The 24,999-nt window shown below is 40.5% G+C and carries 17 protein-coding genes; 4 read left to right on the top strand and 13 right to left on the bottom strand.

Going from position 1 to position 24,999, the window contains the following annotated elements; genetic code table 11:
- Positions 1 to 10: 10 nt before the first annotated feature.
- Positions 11 to 2,815, bottom strand: a complete 2,805-nt coding sequence (locus tag OGI71_RS03000) for a TonB-dependent receptor (protein ID WP_282253810.1) — start codon at positions 2,813 to 2,815, stop codon at positions 11 to 13.
- A 250-nt stretch (positions 2,816 to 3,065) separates the two neighbouring features.
- Positions 3,066 to 4,238 carry a helix-turn-helix domain-containing protein gene (locus tag OGI71_RS02995; protein WP_282253809.1) on the bottom strand — a complete coding sequence of 391 codons (1,173 nt, stop codon included), beginning with the start codon at positions 4,236 to 4,238 and terminating at the stop codon, positions 3,066 to 3,068.
- A 181-nt stretch (positions 4,239 to 4,419) separates the two neighbouring features.
- Here OGI71_RS02995 and OGI71_RS02990 point away from each other — a divergent pair, with 181 nt between their 5' ends.
- A complete protein-coding gene (locus OGI71_RS02990; protein WP_282253808.1) occupies positions 4,420 to 5,211 on the top strand; it encodes a hypothetical protein in 792 nt (263 codons plus the stop codon).
- Positions 5,212 to 5,426: 215 nt separating this feature from the next.
- Here OGI71_RS02990 and OGI71_RS02985 read toward each other — a convergent pair whose 3' ends face one another.
- From OGI71_RS02985 to OGI71_RS02950, 8 genes are all read right to left on the bottom strand, one after another.
- Complete coding sequence (locus OGI71_RS02985; RefSeq protein WP_282253807.1) at positions 5,427 to 6,935, bottom strand: RagB/SusD family nutrient uptake outer membrane protein; 1,509 nt, start codon at positions 6,933 to 6,935, stop codon at positions 5,427 to 5,429.
- A gap of 19 nt (positions 6,936 to 6,954) precedes the next feature.
- On the bottom strand, positions 6,955 to 8,262 hold the full coding sequence (locus OGI71_RS02980; RefSeq protein WP_282253806.1) for a SusC/RagA family TonB-linked outer membrane protein: 1,308 nt from the start codon (positions 8,260 to 8,262) through the stop codon (positions 6,955 to 6,957).
- Positions 8,250 to 10,103, bottom strand: coding sequence for a SusC/RagA family TonB-linked outer membrane protein (locus tag OGI71_RS02975; RefSeq protein ID WP_282253805.1), 1,854 nt, complete (start codon positions 10,101 to 10,103; stop codon positions 8,250 to 8,252). Before OGI71_RS02975 ends, OGI71_RS02980 begins: the two co-directional genes overlap by 13 nt.
- A gap of 31 nt (positions 10,104 to 10,134) precedes the next feature.
- A complete protein-coding gene (locus OGI71_RS02970; protein WP_282253804.1) occupies positions 10,135 to 11,133 on the bottom strand; it encodes a TlpA disulfide reductase family protein in 999 nt (332 codons plus the stop codon).
- Between the two features lie 213 nt (positions 11,134 to 11,346).
- Complete coding sequence (locus tag OGI71_RS02965) at positions 11,347 to 14,016, bottom strand: M14 family metallopeptidase (protein WP_282253803.1); 2,670 nt, start codon at positions 14,014 to 14,016, stop codon at positions 11,347 to 11,349.
- 503 nt (positions 14,017 to 14,519) lie between these two features.
- Positions 14,520 to 15,878, bottom strand: coding sequence for a hypothetical protein (locus tag OGI71_RS02960; RefSeq protein WP_282253802.1), 1,359 nt, complete (start codon positions 15,876 to 15,878; stop codon positions 14,520 to 14,522).
- A gap of 168 nt (positions 15,879 to 16,046) precedes the next feature.
- Positions 16,047 to 16,814 (bottom strand): hypothetical protein, encoded by a 768-nt coding sequence (locus OGI71_RS02955; RefSeq protein WP_282253801.1) that lies wholly within the window; start codon positions 16,812 to 16,814, stop codon positions 16,047 to 16,049.
- A 45-nt stretch (positions 16,815 to 16,859) separates the two neighbouring features.
- Complete coding sequence (locus OGI71_RS02950; RefSeq protein WP_282253800.1) at positions 16,860 to 17,585, bottom strand: hypothetical protein; 726 nt, start codon at positions 17,583 to 17,585, stop codon at positions 16,860 to 16,862.
- A 405-nt stretch (positions 17,586 to 17,990) separates the two neighbouring features.
- Between OGI71_RS02950 and OGI71_RS02945 the strand changes: the two genes are divergently transcribed.
- The gene (locus OGI71_RS02945) at positions 17,991 to 18,626 is read left to right on the top strand and encodes a carbonic anhydrase family protein (protein ID WP_223582887.1); all 636 of its coding nucleotides are present in this window, start codon (positions 17,991 to 17,993) and stop codon (positions 18,624 to 18,626) included.
- Between the two features lie 160 nt (positions 18,627 to 18,786).
- Here OGI71_RS02945 and OGI71_RS02940 read toward each other — a convergent pair whose 3' ends face one another.
- Positions 18,787 to 19,479, bottom strand: a complete 693-nt coding sequence (locus tag OGI71_RS02940) for a DUF5694 domain-containing protein (RefSeq protein ID WP_282253799.1) — start codon at positions 19,477 to 19,479, stop codon at positions 18,787 to 18,789.
- A 314-nt stretch (positions 19,480 to 19,793) separates the two neighbouring features.
- On the opposite strand from OGI71_RS02940, the gene OGI71_RS02935 reads away from it, so the two are divergent.
- Together OGI71_RS02935 and OGI71_RS02930 are read left to right on the top strand one after the other, a co-directional pair.
- Positions 19,794 to 21,065, top strand: coding sequence for a sialate O-acetylesterase (locus OGI71_RS02935; protein ID WP_282253798.1), 1,272 nt, complete (start codon positions 19,794 to 19,796; stop codon positions 21,063 to 21,065).
- 513 nt (positions 21,066 to 21,578) lie between these two features.
- A complete protein-coding gene (locus OGI71_RS02930; RefSeq protein ID WP_223582884.1) occupies positions 21,579 to 21,977 on the top strand; it encodes a DUF1801 domain-containing protein in 399 nt (132 codons plus the stop codon).
- A gap of 356 nt (positions 21,978 to 22,333) precedes the next feature.
- Here the strand turns inward: OGI71_RS02930 and OGI71_RS02925 are convergent, their stop codons facing one another.
- Both OGI71_RS02925 and OGI71_RS02920 read right to left on the bottom strand, forming a co-directional pair.
- Positions 22,334 to 23,800, bottom strand: coding sequence for a sigma 54-interacting transcriptional regulator (locus tag OGI71_RS02925; protein WP_282253797.1), 1,467 nt, complete (start codon positions 23,798 to 23,800; stop codon positions 22,334 to 22,336).
- Between the two features lie 65 nt (positions 23,801 to 23,865).
- Positions 23,866 to 24,987: a hypothetical protein gene (locus tag OGI71_RS02920; RefSeq protein WP_282253796.1), complete on the bottom strand. Its 1,122-nt coding sequence runs from the start codon at positions 24,985 to 24,987 to the stop codon at positions 23,866 to 23,868.
- Positions 24,988 to 24,999: the final 12 nt, after the last annotated feature.

The following is a 24,999-nucleotide window of genomic DNA, read 5'->3' as shown; positions in this document are numbered from 1 at the left end:
TTGTTATATTTTAAAAAAGTTTTGCACTGATCCCCACTTGACCACGGACAGAATACCATTCGGCTTGTTCGGCACGATCGTATACACCATGATAGTAGCGCACCGGGGCTCCAGTAATGTTATTTAACTCGGCGAATAATCTGAATTTCGAGTTGATACTATAGGAAGAAGAAAAGTCTACCGAAAAATTGCTTGAATACCAACGGTAATGCTCAGGTCCTGCGACCTGACGAATGGCATCAAGATATTTACCTTTATAATTGCCGGCAATACGTGCCATAAACTTGCTATTCTCATAGATCAAGGAGACATTGAACAAGTGTTTTGCCTGCTTAGGAATCACGCTTTCATCTTCTATCAATTTTCCTTTGTCAAAGCGCGGAACTTTCGCTTTTGAGTCTGTATAGGTATAGTTGGCATCTACTCCAAATCCTTTCCATATTCCTGGCAGCTCTGTAAATCGCTTGGATATACCTGCTTCAAAACCTAACAGCCAGGCATTTTGAAGATTCTCGGGCTCATTTACATTGAATAAAACACCATCAATATCTTGTGTAGATTGATTGGAATAGATCAGGTTGGAAAGTTTTTTGTAAAATGCACCTGCCGAAAACATACCTATGCCGCCAAAGTAATGTTCGGCCATGACATCAAAATTGCTAGCGAAAGTGGGTTTCAAGTTTGGATTACCACGGGTGATGACACGGTTGATATCGTCCTGTGTCGTACCGGGATTGAGGCTACCAAAATCGGGACGGGTGAAACTTCGCGTGAATGCCAGCCGAATAATATCATTCTTCGTCGCATTGATCTTTACATGCAACATTGGCAGAAAAGCATTATAGCTATTGTCCTGATTGATTGCTTCTACTTTAGTCGATTTGTCTGCAAGCGTGGATACTTTGTTGCCTGAAAAAGTAACTTTGTTGTACTCGTTTCGTATTCCTCCTATAATGGTGAGCTGCTCTGTCAATTTAAATTCAGCAGAACCATAAATTGCATATACATTTTCCTTTCCACTGTAGTAGTTGGCGGCACCTGATGCGTTGCTAGCTGAATCGACGCGGAATGGGTACAACTTGTTTTCGGCAATACCCTCCGGTGATGCAAGTTGCCTCACTGATGCCATAGCTACCTGATCAATAAGCACATTGTTGTAAGGCGATCCTATTTCGGTCAAAAAACCACCCCGATAGGGATAGGGTTCAGTACCTAGGCTGGCTAATGTTGGAGCAGCTCCAGAGATACCGGCTACATAAATACTATAGGGGTTTTCTACCTGCTTATCCTTGTGGATAAACTTTCCACCAAATTTAACGATCAACGAATTGCTAGGTGTATATTTCAAGTTTACTCCAACACGCTTGTTGCGTTCTTGATTTTTGCTCCTGATATTGACAACTTGCGTTAATTTCATGGCTTCTGCGCTAATCGCTGTAGTGGAAGCAAGATGAGGTAGGATATGGTCAATATAGTCCCCTGTTCCATCTGGCGAATCCATCGCGAGGTATTTCTTTCCATCTGGAGCCAAGCCATCATAATCAACCTTTTGGGAAAAGGTTGCCATTGGATAGTAATCGGGGTCCTTAAATTTAAAAGCGGACTTATCCATGCTCAGTGCCCAATCCAATCCAAATCGTTCTGAAAAACTCGACTGCCCGCTAAGCTCTCCAGAGTAAAGGCTTGTATGGTAATCTGCGGCTCTGGTTGTTATGGTCGCTGTTTTGGTATTAAAATAGAAATAATTCTCACGGACACGCTGAGCGTCCATATATTCGCTATAGAGTCCCTTAGCCATGATTTTGTGCCTTTCATTGAATGCATATTCAAGTCCACCATTAAATCCCAGTGTACGCCGGCGTGCAATATAATCCCGCAATTGTAGATCTGTGATGGAAAAAGCCTGCGTAGCATTACTGTTCGAAAAATCATAGTTTAGGTTATATCGGTCCTGGGCAGCTGTTCGGTCCCAGATTACTGCCGAAAGGATATAACCCAATTTTCCCTGCGCAACACGGTCGCCAAAGAGGATTGAACTGTTGTATGATCCGCGCTGAGATTGTCCATTATAGCCGCCAGCCGCATTGATATGGAGTGTACGTTTTAAGGGAGCTGCTTTGGTAATAAAATTAATCGACCCTCCGATAGCATCTCCCTCCATATCCGGAGTGATTGCTTTTGATAGCTGCACATATTGAATCATCTCTGAGGGGAAAATATCCATCTGAATCCGTCGATCTGCATAGTCAAGACTAGCGGAAGGAAGCCGGTTCCCATTTAACAAAGACGCACTCCACTGTATGGGTGTGCCACGTACGGAAACATATCGCCCCTCCCCTTGATCTCGTTCAATGGAAACCCCTTGAATGCGTTGTACCGCTTCGGCAGCATTGCGATCGGGTAATTTACCAATAGCATCCGCCGCCAATACTTCCATAATAGCATTTGCCGTTTTTTTGATGTTTAATGCCTTGAGCTGAGAACCAGCTGAAGAACCGACGACGACAACCTCGCCCAGGCTATTATTGGATGGTTGCAATTTGATTATTCCCAAATGAACTCCCTCGCCTGAAACAAGTGTATCTAACACAAATGCTTGATAACCGGTGTAGAAAACAGCAAGTCGAACAGGTCCCTTTTCTTTTAAAATCAATGTAAACTTACCATCGAGATTGGTTTGTGTAGTCAACTTCCCCACTTGTATTGTAGCACCGGGCAATACCTCGTCGGTCATTGAAGTGACAGTCCCTGTAATTTGTTGCGCCTGTAAAAAGAATGGCATCAACGAAATCAAAAAGAGTAATGTTCTTTTCATATCATGTAATCAATTTTTGTTATTTGCTACGAAATTGATATTTCATGAGATGCCTGTCGTCTTTCTCGATAAAGAAGTACGACCAATTAGCATCAAACACCACAAAGCACTCATTTAATGTAATTTACAAACATTAACTTTGCATTAAGATTAGGTTACCGATAAATTGATACGCTGATCGCGACGTAGAACACCGCTTTTAGGATTAATTAATACCCGCTTTTCCAGCCCGATGGACAAGAATATTCACTTAGGTATTCACTAGGTTATAATGTGGTTTTGCTTTGAGATAGGCCGAAGGTGTGCAGCCCTGAACCTTTTTGAAATATTGATTAAACGAGGATTTGGAATGGAATCCAGCCTGAAATGCCATCGCAAGTATATTGATGGTCTCTCCTTTGCTTTTGTACAGATCCATTAATGTAATAACCTCCTTAATTCGATACTCATTAACATACTGATAAAAGGACTTTTCCTGGTACTGATTTAACGTTTCGGAAAGATGGTGACGTGATACATCGGCCTTTGTAGCAAGAATATCTAATGTGAGACTTGGATCTAAGAAGACTTTATGCTGGGACATCAGATTTTCTACCTTCGCCAAAATACCTACATAGTCTATACCGGCATTCCTTTCATTTTCCTCAGCAGATGGGTATCGGGATTTCCCCATCGAGCTGTCCAACCGATTTTCATGCTGATGGTCAAGAATATGCGGCTTTACTTGCTCCTGCTGATATAAATGAACATATAGGAAGGAGCTTACTTTGACATAAATAATAGATATGCAGATAACCGCCAATATAGAATAAATAATCAGACGGAGCCACAGATGGATAAGATTAAAATAGACGGATATATCAGATAGTCGAGTCCAGATGCTGATGATTAAAAATGCGAGCCCAACAAACAGGAACAGGGAAGCGGCCAGTCTAACCATACGTTTTTCAAGTTTCCAAAATGTCGGTATCGTATGTGTCTTAGCCAAAATTTTTAACGGGTACACGATATATAATATCGTATATGCATAACCAGATATTGAATTGTACAGTTTGATGAATGGTGGTAATTCGCCAGAATGGTTGATCACATAGGCAGCAATCCAAAAGTAACCAATAGATGCACCTATCGATGGAAACATCGCCAAAAGAATATCGATGGACTTTCCCTTATGTTCGAGAAAACGTATATAACACCATAACAAACCGGGATATGCCAATGCGATAAATGTATTGAATTGCTGATGGATTTTTGAATTGGGCCAAAAGACGTTCAATGCAAAACTGATTGCCAGATGCAAAAAAATGGAGGCTAATAAATAAGAAAGGATATTATCATGCTGTCCATTATTTTTTTTGTCCTTCAATAAAATTCCCAAAGCCATTAAGGCTTGGGTTGCCCCTACGATAATAATATAATTCACGTTCTTAATCTAATCAAGCTGCTCTGCAAAGTTAATAATCAGGTATTATCAAATTGTTAAATGTACTTTCAGCAAGTTCTCTTTGCCATTTCCTATTATGTGATTCCTTTTCAGCTTCTTATTTATCAGAATTAAGCTGTAACTTAAACGCTTATAACGTTTACAAAAGCTCAAGTTCAACATGACATTTCTCCGTAGATATCTTTCTTTTATCGCCTGCACAGCTACCCTACTATTTTCCATGAATGGATTTGCTCAAGAGAGGACTAAAACAGACAGCACAGTAATGGCGCTTCAATTCGTTGACAGATTACTTCCTGAGGGTGACTATGTCGCAGAGGTGTTGGGCACCCCTCCTCTGAATACCGCCGAGTCAGAAATTCTCAAAAAAATGAAACTTGCCATTCAACAGAACCAAGATTGGTTTCTAAAAACAATGAGTGAATTAAAACCTGGGGAACTTATGCCCTATCACAAAAATTTGGGCATTAGCGAACAGGAGTACGCGGTATTTATACAAGTTTCACAATCGGTAAAAATAGATAAAATAGGGATTGTAAAGCTTAAGATCATTCACAAAGACAACAGCATCTATTTCGTGCCCGAAGACTTTCCACATTATTTAAAAGAGCTCGCAATTCATCTTAAGGACTATACGATCGTGATCGACAGTATACCCTTGAAATACAAAAGTCAACGCATCATGGACAGCAAAAATACAACGTTAGTTGCGGGACCATGGAAGGGATACTCTTGGGATTTTGAAGAAATTAGGAAAGAGGGAAAACTAATTGCAGACCCCGATAAGATGGATCCATCAGAAATTAATACGCTCGATATAAAATCGGTAAAACTGACTATCGGTAAGCTCGACCATAACGACCAATGTTTTCTTTATCTAAAAAGTAATATTGTCAATAAAGGTCATGTTCTCGCAAAACAGGATATAGCACTCTTATTAAAAATAGAATAAGCTAAATCTCGCTTGCTAGCTTATTCATGCATCAAGCGGAAGAAATTCGCCTTCATCAATAAATGGAATAAATGATCTATTAACAACTGGTTCATTCCCCGATTTGATAGCCTGCTTCTTTTCTATACTAGAAAGAAGCAGCATTGTAATAAAAGGCCACTTAGTGTTTCTTCTAAGTGGCCTTTTAGCCCCCCTTATAAACAACTAACCATCAATTAGTTTTGCAAACTTGGGTTATTATTCAGTTCATTTAGAGGTATAGGAAATAAAAAATATTTGCTATTTGGAGATAAGCTGGATCCATCCGGAAACTTGAGAATATAATGTCCCATCACAGCTACTGTCTTTCCAGCATCATCCACAAAGGTCTCATTAGCCTCACGACGTACAGGCGCCGTCTGCGTCCGAAGAATATCGTAAAGACGGAAACCTTCACCCCATAGTTCTTTACGGCGCTCCAATAAAACTTCCTGTACCGCCTTTGCCTTATCGAAATTTGCGACATCAAGATCTTGCAAAGTCCGTTTACGTCTTAATTCGTTTAGGAGGTCTATAGCACCTTTTACATCGCCCAGGCGAGCTCTACTCTCGGCTTCGATAAGCAGTTGTTCTGATGATCGCATTAAAACGATATGTCCATCGCGGTTGGGGTGTTTATTTCTAAACTTACGGTAACGATAGGAGCGATAAATCGCCTCAGCAGGTTGCTTGGCAATCTCAAAAAGCGATTTACGCACATCAGCAGCTGTAAATAAGCTGATAAAATTGGGGTCAGGAATAATGCTATTATAACCAAAATATAGATTTACACCTTTGGCATCTGTTGCGTAAGGAGTTGTCTCAATATAGGCTAAGAAAGAAGCTCCACCCAAATTTTGGGTCGCGGTCTGTGGGTGTCCCCAGATCCACTCCGGATTGCTGACATCGTTAAATCCTTCCTTGTACTGCTCTGCCGTCATAATTGGATAACCGACACGTGCTCTTGCTGCATAATCACGTGCTTGCGCCCAATTTTCCTGTGTCAAATATGTTCTAGCCAGTAGACCATAAATGACATTGAGGTCTAGTCTGTTCTTCACTTTCCGCTTGAAACCCGCCAATAATTTTTCGGCTTCTTTTAAATCGGAAATAACCTGCTCATAAACCTCCTTTACTGTAGCCAGTGGTTTGGGAACCGTCGTTGGTGTCGTTGGTTCGGTATAAATCGGTATTGCCTTGACATTTGGGTCTTTCACATAGGTAAACTGGTACTGACGTACGAGATTGAGATAATTCAATCCCCTCAAGGCATAGGCTTGCCCCTTGAGGTGTTTTAAACTTTCTTTACTGTTATCGTCAATTTTCACATTGGCTATCAGATTATTGGCATGGTCAATAGATTTATATTGCAAGGTCCAAAAGAAAAGCGCCCGACGGGTGGTGTTGTCAAAAGGATCTTTATAGGGATATGAGTCCCGAAAACCATAGCGGCCATCCCGTGCTATAGCGTCCTCTCCCATCACTTCATGTGTGAGGAATATGGTCGGGAGCCCAGGATTGTCTTGAGAGGTGCTATTTTCCATCAAAAAGCGGATTGATCCGTTGATAAAGGCATCAATATTATTCTCAGAAGAAAATACCTCAGGAGTCGTAATCTGGGTTGCAGGAGCAGTCTCAAAGAAACTGTCTCGACAGGATGAGAGTACCAATAAAGGAAAAATGATGGTGATATATTTTAATTTCATAATAAATCAAATAGGAATGTTAAAAGGAAACATTGAGGACGAGAGCGTATGACTTCTGTGCCGGGTAGCGATAGTAGGTAACTCCACCTACTGTTTGCTCTGGGTCCAGGCCCTGAGTTCCATAGAACGTCAATAAGTTTTCACCTACAAAACGTATCCGGACATCGGAAAGAGACCATTTTGACACAAGATTACGCGGAATAGTATAGCTTAAGCTCAAATTCTTTAGGCGTCCATAGCTTGCACTCCGTAGAAAACGTGTGGAAGGAATACTATTCCAGGAATCGGTCACGTAAGACAATCGGGGGAAATCGGTATCTCTATTTTCGGGTGTCCATCTATTGAGGGCTTCCTTGGACCAACTTCGCCCCGGTGCTGAACCCACATGCATAATCATGGGTTGATCACCATCAAAGATTTTTCCGCCTAGACTATAGGAAAACAAGAAAGACAAATCTATTCCTTTGTAACTAAAGCTGTTACTAATACCACCATAAAGATCTGGCAATGAACTTCCTTCAAAATAAAATGATGCTTCATTTTGATTCGTTGTCGTCGTGCGCCCAGTTATATTTCCTGTCGCATCTTTTACATCCTTATACCAGGTTGCCTTGCCAGTCTCTGGATCTACTCCCGCCCATTCCTTGATATAAAAATCATAGATGGAACCACCTTCAACCATTTTTTTCGTGTTACCATACTGCCCAATGGATCCAGTGAGAATTTCTTTTTGTGGTAGTTTGGTGATTTTATTTTTATAGTGCCCCACATTTGCTGTAATAGACCATCTGAAATCTTTGTTTCGAATAGGTACCCCTGTAATCTGCCCATCAATTCCACGGTTGCTCAATGAGCCAATATTGGCATCGATCCCGCTATAACCTGTAGACGGTGAAAGTGGCTTTTGGAAAAGCAGGTCTTTTGACTTCCGGTCATAGACATCAATCTGTGCTACCAACCGATTATTGAATAAAGCGATATCAGCACCGATATTGAGATTAAGATTTGTTTCCCATTTCAAATCTGGTGTAGGTAAATCAGACGGTAAAAGCCCCAGATTGTCCAAACTGTTATAAATGGAATAGAATCCGCCATAGGCATAGTTACCAACTTTATCATTTCCCTGGGCTCCATAACTCGCCCGTAAATTCAGGTTGTTGATCGTACTGATTTCTTTCAGGAAGGATTCTTTTTTCACGTTCCAAGCCGCACCGACGGACCAGAAATTACCCCAACGCGATTGCTTACTGAAGCGGGATGAACCGTCTCTACGGTAGCTCGTAGAAAAATGGTAGCGGTCCAGATAATCATAATTTACCTGTCCCAACCAGCTTGCGAGCTTATAATCGGAAGAAGTCCCGTTAATGTCCCTGCGGATGGCTCCGTTTTACCAAGCACCTGGAAGCCCGTGCGGTTACCTGATAGTGAAGAAGCTCCTTCCACATAGATTTCGGGACCAACCAGAGCACTAATGCTATGCTTATTACCAAATGTAGCCGCATAGTTCAGAAAGCTATTGACCGTATAGTTGAGTGTACGGCTCGAACTTCGGCTTGCGGATCCCGCTCCATCTGTAAGGACACCCGTACTATAGTACGAATGCGAATAGGTATGTGAACTCGTGTTTCGGTAGTCGATATTGGCCGAGGTCTTCAAGAATAAATTGTCCGCAAATGATATTTTGATATTGGTCCCCAACAAAACTGATTCATTGTTGGTACCGGAAATTGCATTTTCAGCGCTGCCTAAAATATTTGAACCACTCGCAGCTGTTGTTGGGCGCCATAACCCATAGTCCCAGATCTTATTGCCCTGTTCATCCAGCACATAGCTCCCATCAGGATTGCGCTGATAGACGGGATACAGATCGGACACTAAACGCTGAAAGTTAGCGAAGTTGCCGGTATTGCTATCGCTCTGCGTAGGCGCACGTTGAAAGCCTGATGACAAGGCAACATTCCCGCCAACTTCAAACCAGTTGTTCACCTTAGATTGTATATTTGTTCGGAAATTATACCGCTTGAAATCAGCCGTGCGAATCCAGCCTTGTTCATTGAGGTAACCGGCAGAAAGATAATAACGAGTACTTGCGCCGCCACCACTCAAACTAAGGTCATATTGCTGGCGTATCCCCCTTCGGGCAATTGCTTCTCCCCAGTTATCGTTCCAGAGTGATGTTGCTCCTGCAACCAGCTTTCCATCGAGCCCCACAGGCTTTGGATAGTTAGCCCCAAAGATGTTTACTTTAAGCGCACCATCGACCAAATAATCTGTAGCGTACTGGGCAGCATCGCCGGCGGATTTCCCTTGATCGAGCTGCGTATTGCGGATTGCTTCCCATTGCAATTCATAATATTCCTGCTGGGATAGGTATTCATAATCTTTCACTGCCCTCCCTGTATAACCGTAATTCGCCGAAAAGTTAACGGCAGTCTTACTGTTCAGCTCACCGGATTTTGTTGTGATCACGATGACGCCATTTGCACCACGTGAACCGTATAGTGCGCTTGCTGTCGCATCTTTTAAGACCGAAATAGAAAGGATATCTTTTGGATTGAGGCTATTGGGATTGGCCCCCGGGGCACCATCTACGACATAAAGCGGTGCTGTTGAAGCGTTTACAGAGCCTACACCCCTGACAAATAATTCAGCATCACTTCCAGGCTGACCTGCTGCGGCAATGGACTGTAGCCCGGGTACCGTCCCCTGCAATGCTTTCCCAATCGTCGTAATCTGTAGATTATCCAATTCTTTGCCACTTACCGTCGCTACGGATCCTGTGTAACTTGATTTTTTTGCAGTAGTATAACCTACGACGACGGTCTCCTCAAGTGTATGATCCACAGGCTCAAGTTCAATAACCACTGGAGAATGATCTATGACCAAGGTCTGACTTGTATACCCCACAAAGGATATTGTAACTGTAAAGGGCAATTTCTGTCCGGTTACAAATTGAAATCTCCCAAATTTATCGGTACTTACATGATGGGTTACATCCTTTAGACTTAAGGTTGCACCAGCAAGAGGCTTTCCGGTAGCAGCGTCCTGTACAACACCACTGAGTACAGCATTTATAATAGATTTTGTTTGCTCCTGTGCGAAGGAAGGTGCCACGGCCCCACTGCCAGCTAATGAAAGAAGCAAATAAAACAAGCTTGATTTTCTCATTGTTTTTCTGTTTGATGTTTTTGTTTGTTCTTTACTCGCCGTAGATTTCCTTTAATTTCTGCAATAACGCATCGCCTTTAATGTTACGGGCCACGATAATACCATGCTCGTCGATAAGTAGGTTACTCGGGATAAAACGGACACCATACAGAGCTGCAGCTTCTGTATCCCAGAACGAAAGATCAGAAACCTGAGTCCAATCCAATCCATCGTCCTTAATGGCTTTTAGCCAATCTGCTTTTTTCTTATCCAGTGATACGCCAAATACGCTAAATCCATGGTTTCTATATTTCTGGAAAGCTGCAACAATATTGGGATTTTCCCGACGGCAAGGACCACACCAGGCTGCCCAAAAATCAAGCAGCACATATCCTTTACCAAGATGCTCACTGAATCGTATTTTATTTCCATCGGGACCAGTAGACACAAAATCTAAGGCTTTATTACCCGGCAATACGGCACGCTGTTTTAAGATTAAATCTTTCAAGATGCGTACATATTGTGTTTGTTGCAATGAGGCATCCAGCAACTTTATATGCTCTTCGAGCTCATCCGGAGACAGATTATAGGAATAGTTGCGGAACAATGCATACGCAGCGACAATAGATTTGGGATCTGCTTCAATAAACTGCTTGGCAGTATACTTACGTTGCTCTTTATTTGCGCGCTCAAAATAAGCTTGAGCTTTTGATCCTCTCACGGTAGCATGATCGCCATTTTCTCCAGACTGGATGAGCACTTCAATTGGAGCATCCTCCAAGAAAAGTTGGACGGGATAACCTTCTTCATTCAACTTCAGACCATAGAGTTCGGGTAACTGCACTTGAGTCCCGAAACTAAATCGACCGTTGTGGACTGAGGCTGAATCAATCGTCTTAAATACTTTATTATCGTATTGTTGAAGATATATTTTACCTTCTTTCAATCCTTCTATTTTTCCAGTTAAACGTAGCGCTGCAACTTTTTGGGCCGATGCCTGTGTGGCAAGAAACAGCATCGAAACAGTAAATAATGTCAGTTTATTTTTCATCTATTTAAATTATTTAGGAGTGTTTATTTTCACTGGTATAAATGAAATCACTATGCCCAGTTTGCTTTTTCTAATAAAACTGCCTGATATATTCATTTTCCGGTAGGATTATTCATGGATATTTTGCTTTTCAGCTATATTTATGAACTCCTCACTCTCCATTGAATAAATCATAGTTTTATCCTATTTTATTGGTTGTTAGTTTGTAATCGTTTATCTTCTTATCCCAGACTGAAGAACCTGTCCGAGCAAGACCGCATTAAAAAAGCTGCGTGCATTGCCAAAGGAAATACCTCTGAATAAGGGATCGTCAACAAAATATACAATACGTCCATTCCCACTATTTTCTACGATAATGCTGGCTGTACCTGTGATGTTCTTTTGGTTTTCGGCTGATGCGTATCCATTTAATAAGGGAGACTTGCTATAAATTGCAACATTATTATAGGCCTGGTCACCTAGCTCAACAAAAAGAGTGTGGTTGCGGTAAACAGGCTTTGTTTTCTGGGTGTAACCATAACCGATGGGATGGGTTCTGTCAATTTCAGTGTTAAAATAGGTTCCACCAATACGTTTTGTTCCTTCCCTACCTTGGGCGGAAGCATAATCAAAACGTTCCTTTGTTTTCGTTGGTTTTTCCTCTTTCGGCACTACACTATCGCTCCTTCCGTCAAGAAATTGAAAAGAAGCAATCTTTTGTCCGGCAAGCCATTGTCCAGTACGTCCAAAAGCAATTAATGTTCCCCCATTTTTTACCCAAGCACGGATACGCTCAATAGCAGCCGAACTCAATCCAGTGTACTCGCCGCTAGCCAATACAAGTACTTGATATTCCTCGAGGTTTACACGACTAAATTGATCAAGATTTAACCGTAAGATCGGCTGTTCCAATTGGCGCTCAAATGTATACCACACTTCTCCGGCCTCATAAGCGCTAATCCCATTTCCGGTTAAAAGCAATGCATTTTGAGGTGCGAGGCCTTTAAATCCACTACTTCCGAGATCTATTCCCTTTCCGCTGTATCCCGTGGAAGCGGATGCAATCGTTATATTTCCTCTTTTATTCAATTTCTGCAAGAGATCAAATAATTCATCTGCTGAGATGGGCTGACCTTGTATGGGAATCAGCAAACTTCCATAATCAAACCCTATTGTCCTGCCCTGATCCGACAGTTCAAAGGGACTGCTAGCGGACTTCACAAGGATGCCGCGCTGTAGCAATTGGGATAACAACCAAGCTGCTCCCTCCTGCCGCCAATCTACGAGATAGGCATAATTGCTCCTTGTCAGGGCAATAGCTTGCGGATTGATAGCAGAACTTTGATCGCTCTCTCCGTTGTCCACTCCTTGTTTTAGACTAGCATAAGAGAAGCCATAGAGGTAAGCAATGGAATTGCCCGAGCCATCATAAAAAACGCTGTCCACATATGTTTTGGTTTCGTCAAAGATGACTTTGACCAGCCGATAGTTTGCCTGCGCTGTCGGAATAATGATGGAAGTTCCTTTCTCAAAATCTTTACCATCTACCTTACGGTCACGATTGTTCGTTAGGTAGCGGATTTGATGCCTGGCAAGAAGTTCCTTGAAATGTGCGGCTGTGTTATTATTGTATTTTAGATCCACCAAGTAACCTTTAACTGGGTCTTTTTGAGCCAATTCGAACGCCGACAGAAAGAATCTCAGTTGATTTTCCAAAAGCGTCTTACGATGATCAATAGACGCTTTAATGCTCACCAAGGCTATTCTGAAGTGGTTTCGAATAGCAAAGGGGTAAGTTAGATCACCATTGCTTGTTTTCTGAAAGAGGCCCCGTGGACTTGCTTGCTCAAAAAGAATTCCCAAGCTTCCGGCATGATCAGGATAGGTAGATCCATAAGTTGGATTGATATTGTCAAATTGTTCTTTGGTGAAATAAAAAGATCCTATTTCATCCAATGCCTTCGCATAGTAAGTAGCAAATTTCTGATTTAGCTGATATGTACTTTTAGGGACTAAGGGAGATTCTTGAGCATCGGTCTTTGTAGGTTCGAAGAAGAAGGAAGATGCTGCTCCCATCTCATGGAAGTCGCCTTGAAAATGGGGCAGCCAATGTTGAAAGTAGCTGACACGCGCCTTACTTTCGGGATTTACCTGATTGATCCAATCGCGGTTTAAGTCAAACCAATAGTGGTTTGTTCGGCCTCCGGGCCAAACTTCGTTGTGCTCTCTATCCAGAGGGCTTCCGTTTGGTGGAAATGCTGCATTAGCATTGACCCAATTGACATAACGATCATAACCATCTGGATTACGGACTGGATCTATAAAAAATATTCCCTTTGCAAGTGAGATCGCAACAGCTGGGTCTTCGGCAGCTGCTAGGTAATAAGCGGTTAAAATAGATGCTTCGGCAGCTGAGGTTTCGTTACCGTGCACACTAAAACCTAAAAATACCAATGCGGGCTGTGCTTCATTAGATACGATCCGGTTCTCTTTTGCTTTGTTAATCGTTTCGATATGCTGTTGACGAATTTGTTCACTATTGCGTATGTTGTCGGGTGAAGAAGCTTTCAGCACGACCAGCGGTCTCCCTTCCCAGGTACGACCAATCGTATCTATCTTTATCCGGCCGGAACGTTGCTCAAGTATCTTAAAATAATCAACAATCTGGTCATAACGGGTATGACTATGACCGATTTGATGATTGAAAAATTGACTTGGAGTGGGGATGTTTGCCACAAAACGGCTTCCTGCAGGAAAATAATAATCTTTCTCCAAGTTTTGCCCAGTGGATTCATTTTGAAACACTTTGGGTACTAAGCCCTCCTGGGCGGAAGCAAAAAGAATACTGCTGCACAGGAAAAAAAGCAATAGCGAGCACTGGAAAAATACTTCGTATTTTTTCATAGGGATGAATTAGTTTAATAAGTGAATACTGACAAGTAGGATGATGCTACTTGTGGCATGATTGATAATAAGAGAAATACTATCCCCTACTATCCATTAAAAAAGTCTAGAAAAAAAAATTAAGCGCAATAGCGCATTCGAAATGGAGTAAGGTTAAATCGAATGTTTTTCATGTTGTGAATGACGGAAAAGGTTGATCTTTGTGGTTTCATTTGAACTTTGTTTTTGTTAGGTTGTATCGCTGCCAACGCCAATTGATAAACGATTTGATCACAAATATAAAACATCTTACCGATAAATACTACTAAATAAGTAGTCTTTTTTTGCTTTTATCAGGAATCACGATTTTGTGACAAGGATATCATTTCCCAATACACCTAAGACGCCGGACCAAGGATAGCTATAAACTTTTCGGGGTATTTGCATTTATCCGAAGCAATGGTAGTAATTTCCTTTAGATTATTATTCGTTATTGTAGGATTTCGACAGAGGTGAGTTTATCTTCATTGTGAAAGCGCCCCAAGTGTGAGGTAGGTTGCCCAGATACTGGCAGCTAGAGCGAACAAGAGACTGTACCAGAGAATATCTATTGGCCTTCTGATCTTTATAAAAAAAACTATGACAAACATCAATGGGCAAACTGTGATAAAAATAAATATAATTGTCGCTAAAGTCTCGAAAATATCTTGACTATAATTCATAAGCAATAACATAATCCCGACATAAAACAGCCAGACGACGAACGGAGAAATAAAGCATAACAGCAACCTCCACAGTAATTTGAGCTTAAAATGATCCGGGATGGTCCTGCGATAATTTCTATATAATAAATAACATATACCCGCCAGACACAGGGCCAGAATTACCAACTGCAAATAGATATTAAAAATGGTGTCAGAACGGGTGTTGATATTTGAAGAGGATTGGAGTTTATCATGATTATAGTGTTTGATATTGATTGTTTCTCCATTAACAAATGTCTTGATGACCTTATCGGCATTGATCGTGTCCCTGATTATCCAGGTTGAGTCTTCTAATCCCATCTTGTAAAACCCTTCAATGATAGTCTTACCTCCTTTTGTCCTGATGAACCGTCCATCAAGTCGCCCACCATTAAATCTTAAAGAATCACTCCCCTCCTCCGTATTGACTGTAAGCAAGGTTATTTTTCCGGGCGAAACAAGGCTAGCACTATCTGCTAAACGATGTAAAATGGCAAGATCAAGAGTTTTGACCGATTGATTCTTATTGTAATCATCGTTCCGCTCAGGCCTACTGGTAGCTAGATAATTTATTTTGACAACAAGTAAGGAATCGCTTTTATGAAATTCCAATTCATCATCGAAATTAAGATGTTGGATTGTCGGATCTTTTAACAGTACATACTGCGGTTGATCAAAAGATTGGATATATCTTTGTTGGCTGGTAGCACAGAAAGAAAAAATTGCGACAGCTGCGCTAAAATATGTGCTCAATCGCGTTATTAAGACTGGATTGACGGACTGTTGTGCCCTCCTTTTTGTGTAGAACCACGCCAACAATATCATGGGTAATGCGATCAGATCCGAAAGATCCACGGTTCTTCCAATACCAAAGTAGGGCTTCATAAATTGTATGATAACCGAGGAATATTCACTCTTCCAAAAAACAAATAAGACTGCTGTGGATATAAAAACCGTTAATTTTTGTTTAGGGAAGATAGCGGACCAGAAAATAGGGAAAATAAAAAGTCCACTGAAATCAGATAGTTTTCCGGTAAACGTATTATGGAATACCGCTTTCAGAAAAAAATCATTGATAATTAATAGAATAAGAAAAAAAATAAAAAGCGGCGAAACAAGATGCTTTAAGCGTTCAGACATATTTTAGTGTTTACGTTTTTTATTAATACCGCTTTATGCTATTTGGTAACATACACACCGCAGCAGTTGCGAAGACCATTTTCACAATAATTATTGGGATATTGTTTAAGATTGGGAAAGTCTGATTTTCGAAAAATAGCAGAAAAAACAGAATGGTTAATTCAACCATTAACATCCCATCGGAGTTTTAATAATGATTAATTTGGATACTTTTTGCCCATTGTCCTTCCGCTTACCTACGATTCGTAAGAAATATCGACTTATACTTATGGCACAAGGATATTCACGTGGAGAATTTGTTTTTTCCAAAAGTTTAAACCAATCCTCTCCACACTGTTCTTTGACTTTTTGCTTCAACTCGTCCATCGAGACTGCGGGAAAGGTATTATAATCTTGTTCGGTATATTTATCGCCTACAAATTGTCCATTTGAATTTTGTTTTAACGAAATCCAGTCAGAATTAAAATGTTTCCAGTCAATGAGGTCACAGTGAGGACCTTCATTCATAATGGTTACACTCGTTTCATAGCGTTGCTCTATGTTCAAACCGATAAGTTGCTCGCTCGAAATGGAGATGGTACGTCCTTCAATGGTTTCTCCAACCTCAGCTTCGATCTCAACAGTATCTTTTTGAATCCGTTCCATTTTTTCTGCATCAAAAATGGTCATGCCATTAACGGCTATTTCAAGTTCATTGAATTTCACTTTTGTAGTTGCATTAGATTCATTGGTGGTATGTACAGCGGATAGGTCCATGCTATCGCTCCCTCGCAGCTGCATATTCCTATTTTCAGTCAGTAGAACTCCTGCAGTATCTTTCTTTTCGTCACCAGTGAGAACTGCATGTTGTGGATCAGTTCGATTTTTGTGTTCTCTTTCGTTTCTGCAGCTTAGAGCCGTTAGCGCGAGTATAGTAAGCGTAATATTTTTCCACATGATAAAGTCGTTTTAAAATCCAGAACGTCCACAATGAATGGTACTTTACTTGATATTTATCTTATTGTTTAACTCAGCAGTGTAATAAGTAAACTGCTTGCTTCTCTCATTGCCGACCTTTTTAAGTGTATAAGCTTTTACAATTATGGTATTCTGATCGATCCATCTAATATTTTCCACTGCCCAGTTTTCGGTTTGAAAACTACTGTTTTCGGAAAGACGAATCCGAAATGGAATTCCTTTTCGCAGGTCAAGAATTCCTATAAAACAGCTATTAGGTGCGTACACCTCATTGTAGTAATATGCCAGAAACCGTCCGTCAGGGGATGGAATAGGAATTTCAACAGCACCATCACCTACCGAAGCAATCCTATGTTGGCAACCCTCAATGCTATCCAACAAAACCAAATCGCTAAAGCCCAAACTTTCGGCAACAGAATGGCTTATCAAAATATGCATTTTCAGCTGTGGAAAATAGCCGTTATACTCCCAACCCCGGAATCCATCTCCTTGGCCGGCTGAAGAATCATACTTTTTAAATTTTAACTTACCTTTTCCTGTTGGAATCACGAAATTTTTCTTTTCAATTGCAGGTACAATATTAGCAATGATATTGGCGCTGAATGCCTTTTCATAGTTTTCTGCTGCCGCGGTCTTGAAATTTATTTTTGGCAAGCTGTCGTACCGATCTCCATAGCCGACGGTCAGATTTTTATCGGACTGCCCGTAAACAAGGCTTATGGAAAAAAGAACAATAAAAATCAATTTCATATTTATTTCTCGATTATGTGTATCAATAAAAGTTTTCTTGATACTATTTGACAAGCAGATTTATAACTTCCTAAAAGAATTAAAAACCAATTTGATATAAAGATAACTTACATAACAACAAAAGTTAAAGGCTATTTAATATTTGTTTATAGCTATTTATGATTCGCAGATTCATAAGCTTTTTTTGCTTCACGGTGGCATGAGTCATTGTATTAGCAAATTTGAGGGCAATCTAGTATATATTAGGCTTCTATTTACCCGTCTAACAATTATCAAAAAATAGTCCTACATGTGCTGTGTATTGCTTTGTACAGGTAGAAAATTCAAAGGAGAAAATAGGAGCTCTTTTTGCCATTAAAATTTAATGAATTTATACTATCTTTAATATTCAAATATTTAAATTTTATGAAGGCACATACGTACGAAACACAATCGACAATTACTCCTGAAAAAGCATTAGACTTCTTAAAAGAAGGCAATCAACGCTTTGTCAATAATCTAAAAGCAAACCGGGATCTGCTCGAACAAGTAAATGCTACTCGTGAGGGTCAATGGCCATTTGCTGTGGTGTTAAGCTGTATCGATAGCCGCACTTCTGCTGAACTTATATTTGATCAAGGTTTGGGTGATATTTTCAGTATCAGAATTGCAGGAAATTTTGTCAATCAAGATATTCTAGGCTCTATGGAATTTGGCTGTAATGTTGCTGGATCTAAACTGGTTGTCGTTTTAGGCCATACCAAATGTGGTGCTTTGAAAGGTGGATTGGATGCTGCACAAATCGAAAAAATGGGAATGGACAACTTGAACCATTTAGTTAATCATTTTGATCCTATTATCAATGAAGTGATTGATGAGAATGAAGAGCGTTCATCAAAAAATAGTGTATTGCTGGAGAAACTCAACCAACAGAATATCAAACACGCAATTAAAGATATTCGCAGACAAAGTTCAACACTTCGTAAACTTGAAGAAGAAGGAAAGATCAAGATTGTTGGTGCCAATTATGATGTTGAAACAGGAAGTGTAAATTGGTTATAAGCTTATTTCAAACAATGTGATTACTCTTTTGAGGATCAAAATTTGACGGCTTATTCAAAGAACTGTACAGCATAACACGAAGACATGGGTATGCAATACATATAAAAAGGCCATTTGGAAAGTATCCAAATGGCCTTAAATTACCTTGTATTCCTACTATTTATTTCAGATAATTTTCAATATCAACAAGCTGGTATTTGGGGCTTCTCTGCATGAATTCATCCAAAAAAGCGCTATGGGTAGCTCCCATTATTATAAAAATTCGATCATTGTTATTGACTGGTATCTGGTTTAAATTGGAGAATATCCGCAGATTTCGTCTATAAAATTTGCTCGCTTCATCTGCCCCTTCGAAATTGCCTTTTGTACTGTTGTGAGTTAATATATCAGCATTTAGATTTATAAATTTTTGGAAAGTCGCTTTGCGATTAAATAGCTTCAATTTTTCTGACACAGAAAGGTTTTCCGCGGCCGTAAATTCTTTAAGAATATTGGCGTTGTATTTTTTTGAGGTTATACTGTCTACCTGATTTTCCAATTCATTCCCTATATTATAGTTATAAGCTGCGGTCTGCTGCTCGTCGATACCATATATTTTGTTTACGCCAGTCATTTTACCAATTTCGTAAGCAATTAAGGCGATCTCCCCTCGATATTTTGGTGTATAATCTTTAATTTCCTTAAAACTCCTGTAGTCTGCGTTCAATTCCTCATTTTTGGCTGGAAGTACTTCCACACAAATTATTGTCGGTTTGAATTCTGCCAGCATCTTTGCTATTTTATAAGCCTCATTCTTATTTTTGTCATCCTTTTCATTAAATTTCACTTTATGTGCATCAGGTGTGTATGTCATGTGAAAAGTCGCAAAATTTAAGACTTCAATTTTTTGCGCATAAACTTTTCTAAAAAGAATTCCACAAAGCAATATGAGGATGATTTTTAAATTGATCCCTTTTGCTCTGCTAGATCTTTGAATCAACTGTACTGTGTTTTTCAGGCTTTTCATGTGTTAGTTTGTTCTTATTGATTCAAAAATATCACAGTTTGCTCGAATACAGGCTACACTTGGGTGTAGTTTTATAGGTGGGCCTAGACGGAATAGCTTAGCTCATTCCTTATGGCTAATGAAAGCTTCCAGAACAGCTTTAATATGCAAAAAGACAAATTATGAAAAAATTAATACCTTTGAGCACTATGCTCCAAGTAACCTGTGCGATTATACAACACGCTAATAAAATAATGATATGCCAACGCTCAGCGTCGATGAAGCTACCATTGAAATGGGAATTTCCGGGTGGGAAGATCGAAGCCGAAGAGTCAAAAGAAGACTGCCTACGCAGGGAGATCAAAGAGGAACTCAATATTGATATTACTATACATAAAGCGCTCACGGTGATAGAGCACCATTACGCCGAATTCTCGCTACAGCTCTATCCATTTGTATGCAGTCTGCATTCGGGTGAAGTGGATACACTGGAACATGCGCAAGCGATATGGGTAGATGCCGCTGAGCTAAAGCATTACGACTGGGCAGAAGCAGATCTGCCTATTGTGGATGAGTATTTAAACGGACAACAAGATAATAACAAACATATGGTACATTCTTTTCTGATGGTTGGCCAATCTAATATGGCTGGAAGAGGATTTTTAAATCAGGTTCCCCTACTTTTTGATGAAAGAATAAAAATGCTCCGCAACGGATGTTGGCAAACGATGTGGGAGCCTATCAATTGCGACCGTCCAACGTCTGGAATCAGTCTTGCATCAAGCTTCGCCGCTGGCTGGCTGGAGAAGAATCCAGATCGTGAGATCGGACTTATTCCATGTGCTGATGGCGGAAGTAGTCTGGATGACTGGCGCACCGATGGTCCACTCTTCAAAAATGCTATTTTTCAGGCCAAACTAGCCATGGAAAACAGTTCCTTGGATGGCATACTCTGGCATCAGGGTGAAAATGACAGTTTAATGGGACGTTCAAAGCAATATGCTGAAAAATTGAAAAATATAGTCGATGCATTCCGAAATGCCTTGGAAGCGGCCGACATTCCTTTTATTTCGGGTGGCCTTGGCGACTTTTTACCATTGGGGCGCTACGGACAATACTTTCCTGAATCCCGCGAGGTGAATGAAGCTTTATTAGGTTTTACCGAAAATAGTGACAATTGTTATTTTGTGAGTGCTAGCAAGCTAAATTCCAATCCGGATGGATTGCATTTTGATGCGCCATCCCTGCGAAAATTTGGGCTGAGATATTTTCAGGCATTTCATCGGCAGACCAATATACTTGGTGCGCTGGACAATGAGGAAGAAACAGTCCAAAGATTAGAACAACGACCATTGACAGCAGCAGAAAAGAAAACGGTGCTGGAAATTAGGTATGCCTCAGGGCTGCTCTCGCAGCATGAATATGAGAAACAATCGCAACATTTAGAACGGTGATTTTGAGCAGAGGTTAGCCTATCTCAGGGCTCCATCCTCACAGTAATCTTCAATCGCTGGAGAAACATGGACTAATTATAGTTGCAGCATCTATTGTATTCCATGATTTCCTTCCAATTAGCGTGTCTTAGTATTGCTGCAATTTTATTATTCTTTCCCAGAGGCTCAAAAATGACACTTTGCCCCCGTCGATTCCTTATCTTAGGTTATATATTCCCACAGAATACAGTTCTCTGTTTTCAATTCAAGGCCCTTCATTCTGGTTGTTTCGCCCTTATTAAAATCGAACGCATTGATATAACGGACCTCTGATTTTACATTTAGCTTTTTAGTCCAGATTTGATCAAGACCTTCTGTCGTCATAAACGTTTGATGTACCTTAGAAATCGTACCTTTCGACCAGCAACTCTTTAAACTTAGGAGTTTATTTTTTTAATCTAGAACTATAGCTGAATCAAAGAAAATTGAATAATTTTAGATGGTAAACAAAAGACCTAGGGACGATAAAAAATTATGGAAATAGAACAATATATCAGTACGCTTTCGCAAACCGAACAACAAGCGATTAGTCAATTCCGAAAAGTAATATTAGAAAATGACAAAGCTGTTTCTGAAAGTTTTGGAAAATTCATGTCTAATCCCAATGCGATCAGTTATAATGAACAGGGTGTTTTCAAATATGGACTTACAGTTGCTAAAAACTATATTTCATTCCACTCGTTGGTGATGTATTCCAAGCCACAACTCATGGATGAGCTAAAATCAAAATTGCCCAAAGCCAAATTCCAAAAAGGCTGTATTAATTTTAAATCGTTGGATGAATTTCCGGAATCAATTTTGGTAGACCATATGCAGATATCCTCCAAAATAGATTTCAGTCCAGTAATAAACCGTTACCTGAAAAAGAAGTAAAACACATGCGAATTTATAGATTGACCAAAACTGGGGGATGTGCTCAGTTTATCCTTTTATTTGATATATGATCTGAATGGGAAAAGAAGCGTATTGCCTATCCCTATTTGCCAACAAAAATGCATCAAATTTATCTTGGAGTAAACTATGATAAGGTCGACAGGTAAGTATGCGGCCAGCAGCCGAGAGAAATCAGGGACTAAATATTCTGCAAATTTCACTATCAATGGATTTATCTTCGTTTGGAAAAACAGTCAAGGCTTATCTTTATTCCCTGCTATATATCCTACAAAGGATAAACACATAAAACAAAAAAGCTTCCCTCGAACTAACAGAGGGAAGTTTTTATCCGATTGTTATAGATTGTTTCTCAGATATCCTTGAAAGTTATCTTGAAACTGCAGGCCATTGCCTAACCTATATTTACTTAATTTGCTATTTAGCGCTAGCCCCCAAAGTACAAATTCGGTCAGGAAGTAACGATCCTCTGTCTTGGTCTCTGGCTGATATTGTTGTATCAGCGTTTGGATAGGTGTCATTTGATCTAATAAGCTCTCATAATCCGCATCAGAGAGTTCATCGGACAGCTCAATACCTTCCGATTCCGAAAACCAACGAACGATATCATCATAGGGATAACGCTCGTTTTCCTTTTCCAGCTTCTCAATTTTGGGGAACAAGATCGGAAAGATACTTTTTACGGCATTTTCGATCAACTGCAACGCCACAGTAGCAGCCCCCTCCTGTTCACCTTCGTAAACCAGCTCCACCTTACCGGTTATAGCCGGTACGATACCCATAAAATCGCTCAAGCGCACCGCAGTCGCTTTTGTTTTATTTCTAAGCATGCGCAATTCAGCTGTACTTAACAGATTTTGAAATGCTGTAATGCTCATCCGCGCGCTGACACCACTTTTTTCATCAACATATTCGCTATTTCGGGCTTCAAAACTGATCTGCTCAATTAATTCACGAGCCAGCTCGGGAACATATATTCGCTCCTTCTGCGCAGCTTCCAAATTGGCCTCTTGGGCAGTAATTGCCTTTGCCACCTCAACAGATGCGGGGTAGTGTGTTAGTATCTGGGATCCTATCCGATCCTTCAACGGTGTCACAATACTTCCCCTATTGGTATAATCCTCTGGGTTTGCAGTGAACACAAACTGTACATCTAATGGTAGACGTAACTTAAATCCACGAATTTGAATATCTCCCTCCTGCAAGATATTAAAAAGGGCCACCTGAATCCTGGCTTGAAGATCGGGCAGCTCATTAATCACAAATATCGAACGGTTTGCCCGTGGAATCATGCCAAAATGAATCACACGATCGTCCGCATAACTCAACCGCAGATTAGCGGCTTTGATAGGATCTACATCACCGATTAAATCTGCTACGGTCACATCAGGAGTGGCAAGTTTCTCAGCAAAACGGTCGCTTCGATGAAGCCAACTTATCGGGGTGTCATCCCCGTTTTCCTTCAATAATTCCTGCGCGTAGCGCGATATAGGATTAAACGGGTCATCATTGATCTCCGAACCTTGTACCACAGGTACATATTCATCCAGCAGATTAATCATAAGCCTAGCCAGGCGTGTCTTTGCCTGACCACGAAGACCTAGAAAATTAATATTATGCTTGGAGAGAATGGCTCTTTCAAGTTCGGGAATAACTGTGTCCTCATAACCATGTACGCCGGTGAAAACGTTTTCGCCTTTGCTTATTTTTGTAATCAGATTCTGGCGCAATTCTTCTCTTATCGTCTTAGGTTTGTAACCTGATGTTTTCAATGCGCCAAATGTTGTAATCTTCGTATAATCCATATATTCCTAATGATGAGGCGCAAACGTTGCGCAAGATGATATCCTATTATCGATAAACGATGTGTTTATCGTATTCTTTTTTTGCGATTTTCTTCGTAATCTTCAAAAATCATTCCGCCCAAATCTCCAAGTCCTGTGTAGTATGCTTTGCCTTGGTTTGAAGCTGTAAATTCGTTGACAAATTGCTGCAGATAAGGATCTGAAGTGATCATAAAGGTGGTAATGGGTATCCCCAGCTTTCGGGCTTGTGCTGCCATGCTATAGCACTTGCTGGTAATAAAAGGATCCAAACCCATTGGATTCTTATAGTAAGTGCCATCCGGCATATTTAAACAACTCGGCTTTCCGTCAGTAATCATAAAGATCTGCTTATTGGCATGCCGTTTTCGTCTGAGTATATCCATCGCCAACTGAAGGCCAGCGACAGTATTGGTATGAAAAGGTCCTACTTGCAGATAAGGCAGATCTTTGATCGCTATCGGCCAGGCGTCGTTACCGAAGACAATGATGTCAAGGGAGTCTTTGGGATAACGTGTGATGATGAGCTCTGATAAGGCCATAGCCACTTTCTTCGCGGGTGTGATCCGGTCTTCCCCGTATAGAATCATACTATGGCTGATGTCAATCATCAACACCGTACTCATTTGCGATTTAAACTGCGTATCCTCTACAACCAGATCATTTTCTGATAAGCTAAACTCTCCTATCCCGTGATTGATCTGTGCATTTTTCAAGCTCTCGGTCAATACGATTTTCTCTAGGCTGTCTCCAAACTGAAAGCTTCTAAAATCGCCCATATTTTCATCGCTCCGCCCCTGATGATTGGTTTTATGGTTACCTGACGATCCTTTTCGCATCTTTCCGAAAATCTGATCTAACGCATTCTGTCGCAAAGCTTTTTCCAGCTTGGAGGTAAGATCTACACCGCCATCACCACCAAAGCCCAATTTTTCTCGGATATATCCTTTGTTCTTGAGATCCGCAATGAAATCGTCGATCGTATATTCTGGAGTGGTCAATTTGAACTCTCTATCCAATTGACGCAGCCAATCAATAGCTTCATCAAAATCACCGGCAGTATGTGTAATCAGTTCTTTGAAAATATTAAATAATTTATCAAAAGGTGTCTGAAACGGCTCGGCATATTGTGTGAAGAGAAAGCCCCTATTTCGTTTCGTGCTGTCCATGCATTTGTTATA

This window comes from Sphingobacterium sp. ML3W, from assembly GCF_029542085.1.
GTDB lineage: Bacteria > Bacteroidota > Bacteroidia > Sphingobacteriales > Sphingobacteriaceae > Sphingobacterium.
Note: the sequence above shows the minus strand (reverse complement) of the source record. Positions and strands in the feature narration are given on the sequence as shown.

Coding starts and splice junctions, on each gene's coding strand:
- OGI71_RS03000 (WP_282253810.1), bottom strand. CDS start 2,815: ATGAAAAGAACATTACTCTTTTTGATTTCGTTGATGCCATTCTTTTTA.
- OGI71_RS02990 (WP_282253808.1), top strand. CDS start 4,420: ATGACATTTCTCCGTAGATATCTTTCTTTTATCGCCTGCACAGCTACC.
- OGI71_RS02985 (WP_282253807.1), bottom strand. CDS start 6,935: ATGAAATTAAAATATATCACCATCATTTTTCCTTTATTGGTACTCTCA.
- OGI71_RS02975 (WP_282253805.1), bottom strand. CDS start 10,103: ATGAGAAAATCAAGCTTGTTTTATTTGCTTCTTTCATTAGCTGGCAGT.
- OGI71_RS02970 (WP_282253804.1), bottom strand. CDS start 11,133: ATGAAAAATAAACTGACATTATTTACTGTTTCGATGCTGTTTCTTGCC.
- OGI71_RS02965 (WP_282253803.1), bottom strand. CDS start 14,016: ATGAAAAAATACGAAGTATTTTTCCAGTGCTCGCTATTGCTTTTTTTC.
- OGI71_RS02960 (WP_282253802.1), bottom strand. CDS start 15,878: ATGTCTGAACGCTTAAAGCATCTTGTTTCGCCGCTTTTTATTTTTTTT.
- OGI71_RS02955 (WP_282253801.1), bottom strand. CDS start 16,814: ATGTGGAAAAATATTACGCTTACTATACTCGCGCTAACGGCTCTAAGC.
- OGI71_RS02950 (WP_282253800.1), bottom strand. CDS start 17,585: ATGAAATTGATTTTTATTGTTCTTTTTTCCATAAGCCTTGTTTACGGG.
- OGI71_RS02945 (WP_223582887.1), top strand. CDS start 17,991: ATGAAGGCACATACGTACGAAACACAATCGACAATTACTCCTGAAAAA.
- OGI71_RS02940 (WP_282253799.1), bottom strand. CDS start 19,479: ATGACATACACACCTGATGCACATAAAGTGAAATTTAATGAAAAGGAT.
- OGI71_RS02935 (WP_282253798.1), top strand. CDS start 19,794: ATGAAAAAATTAATACCTTTGAGCACTATGCTCCAAGTAACCTGTGCG.
- OGI71_RS02930 (WP_223582884.1), top strand. CDS start 21,579: ATGGAAATAGAACAATATATCAGTACGCTTTCGCAAACCGAACAACAA.
- OGI71_RS02925 (WP_282253797.1), bottom strand. CDS start 23,800: ATGGATTATACGAAGATTACAACATTTGGCGCATTGAAAACATCAGGT.
- OGI71_RS02920 (WP_282253796.1), bottom strand. CDS start 24,987: ATGGACAGCACGAAACGAAATAGGGGCTTTCTCTTCACACAATATGCC.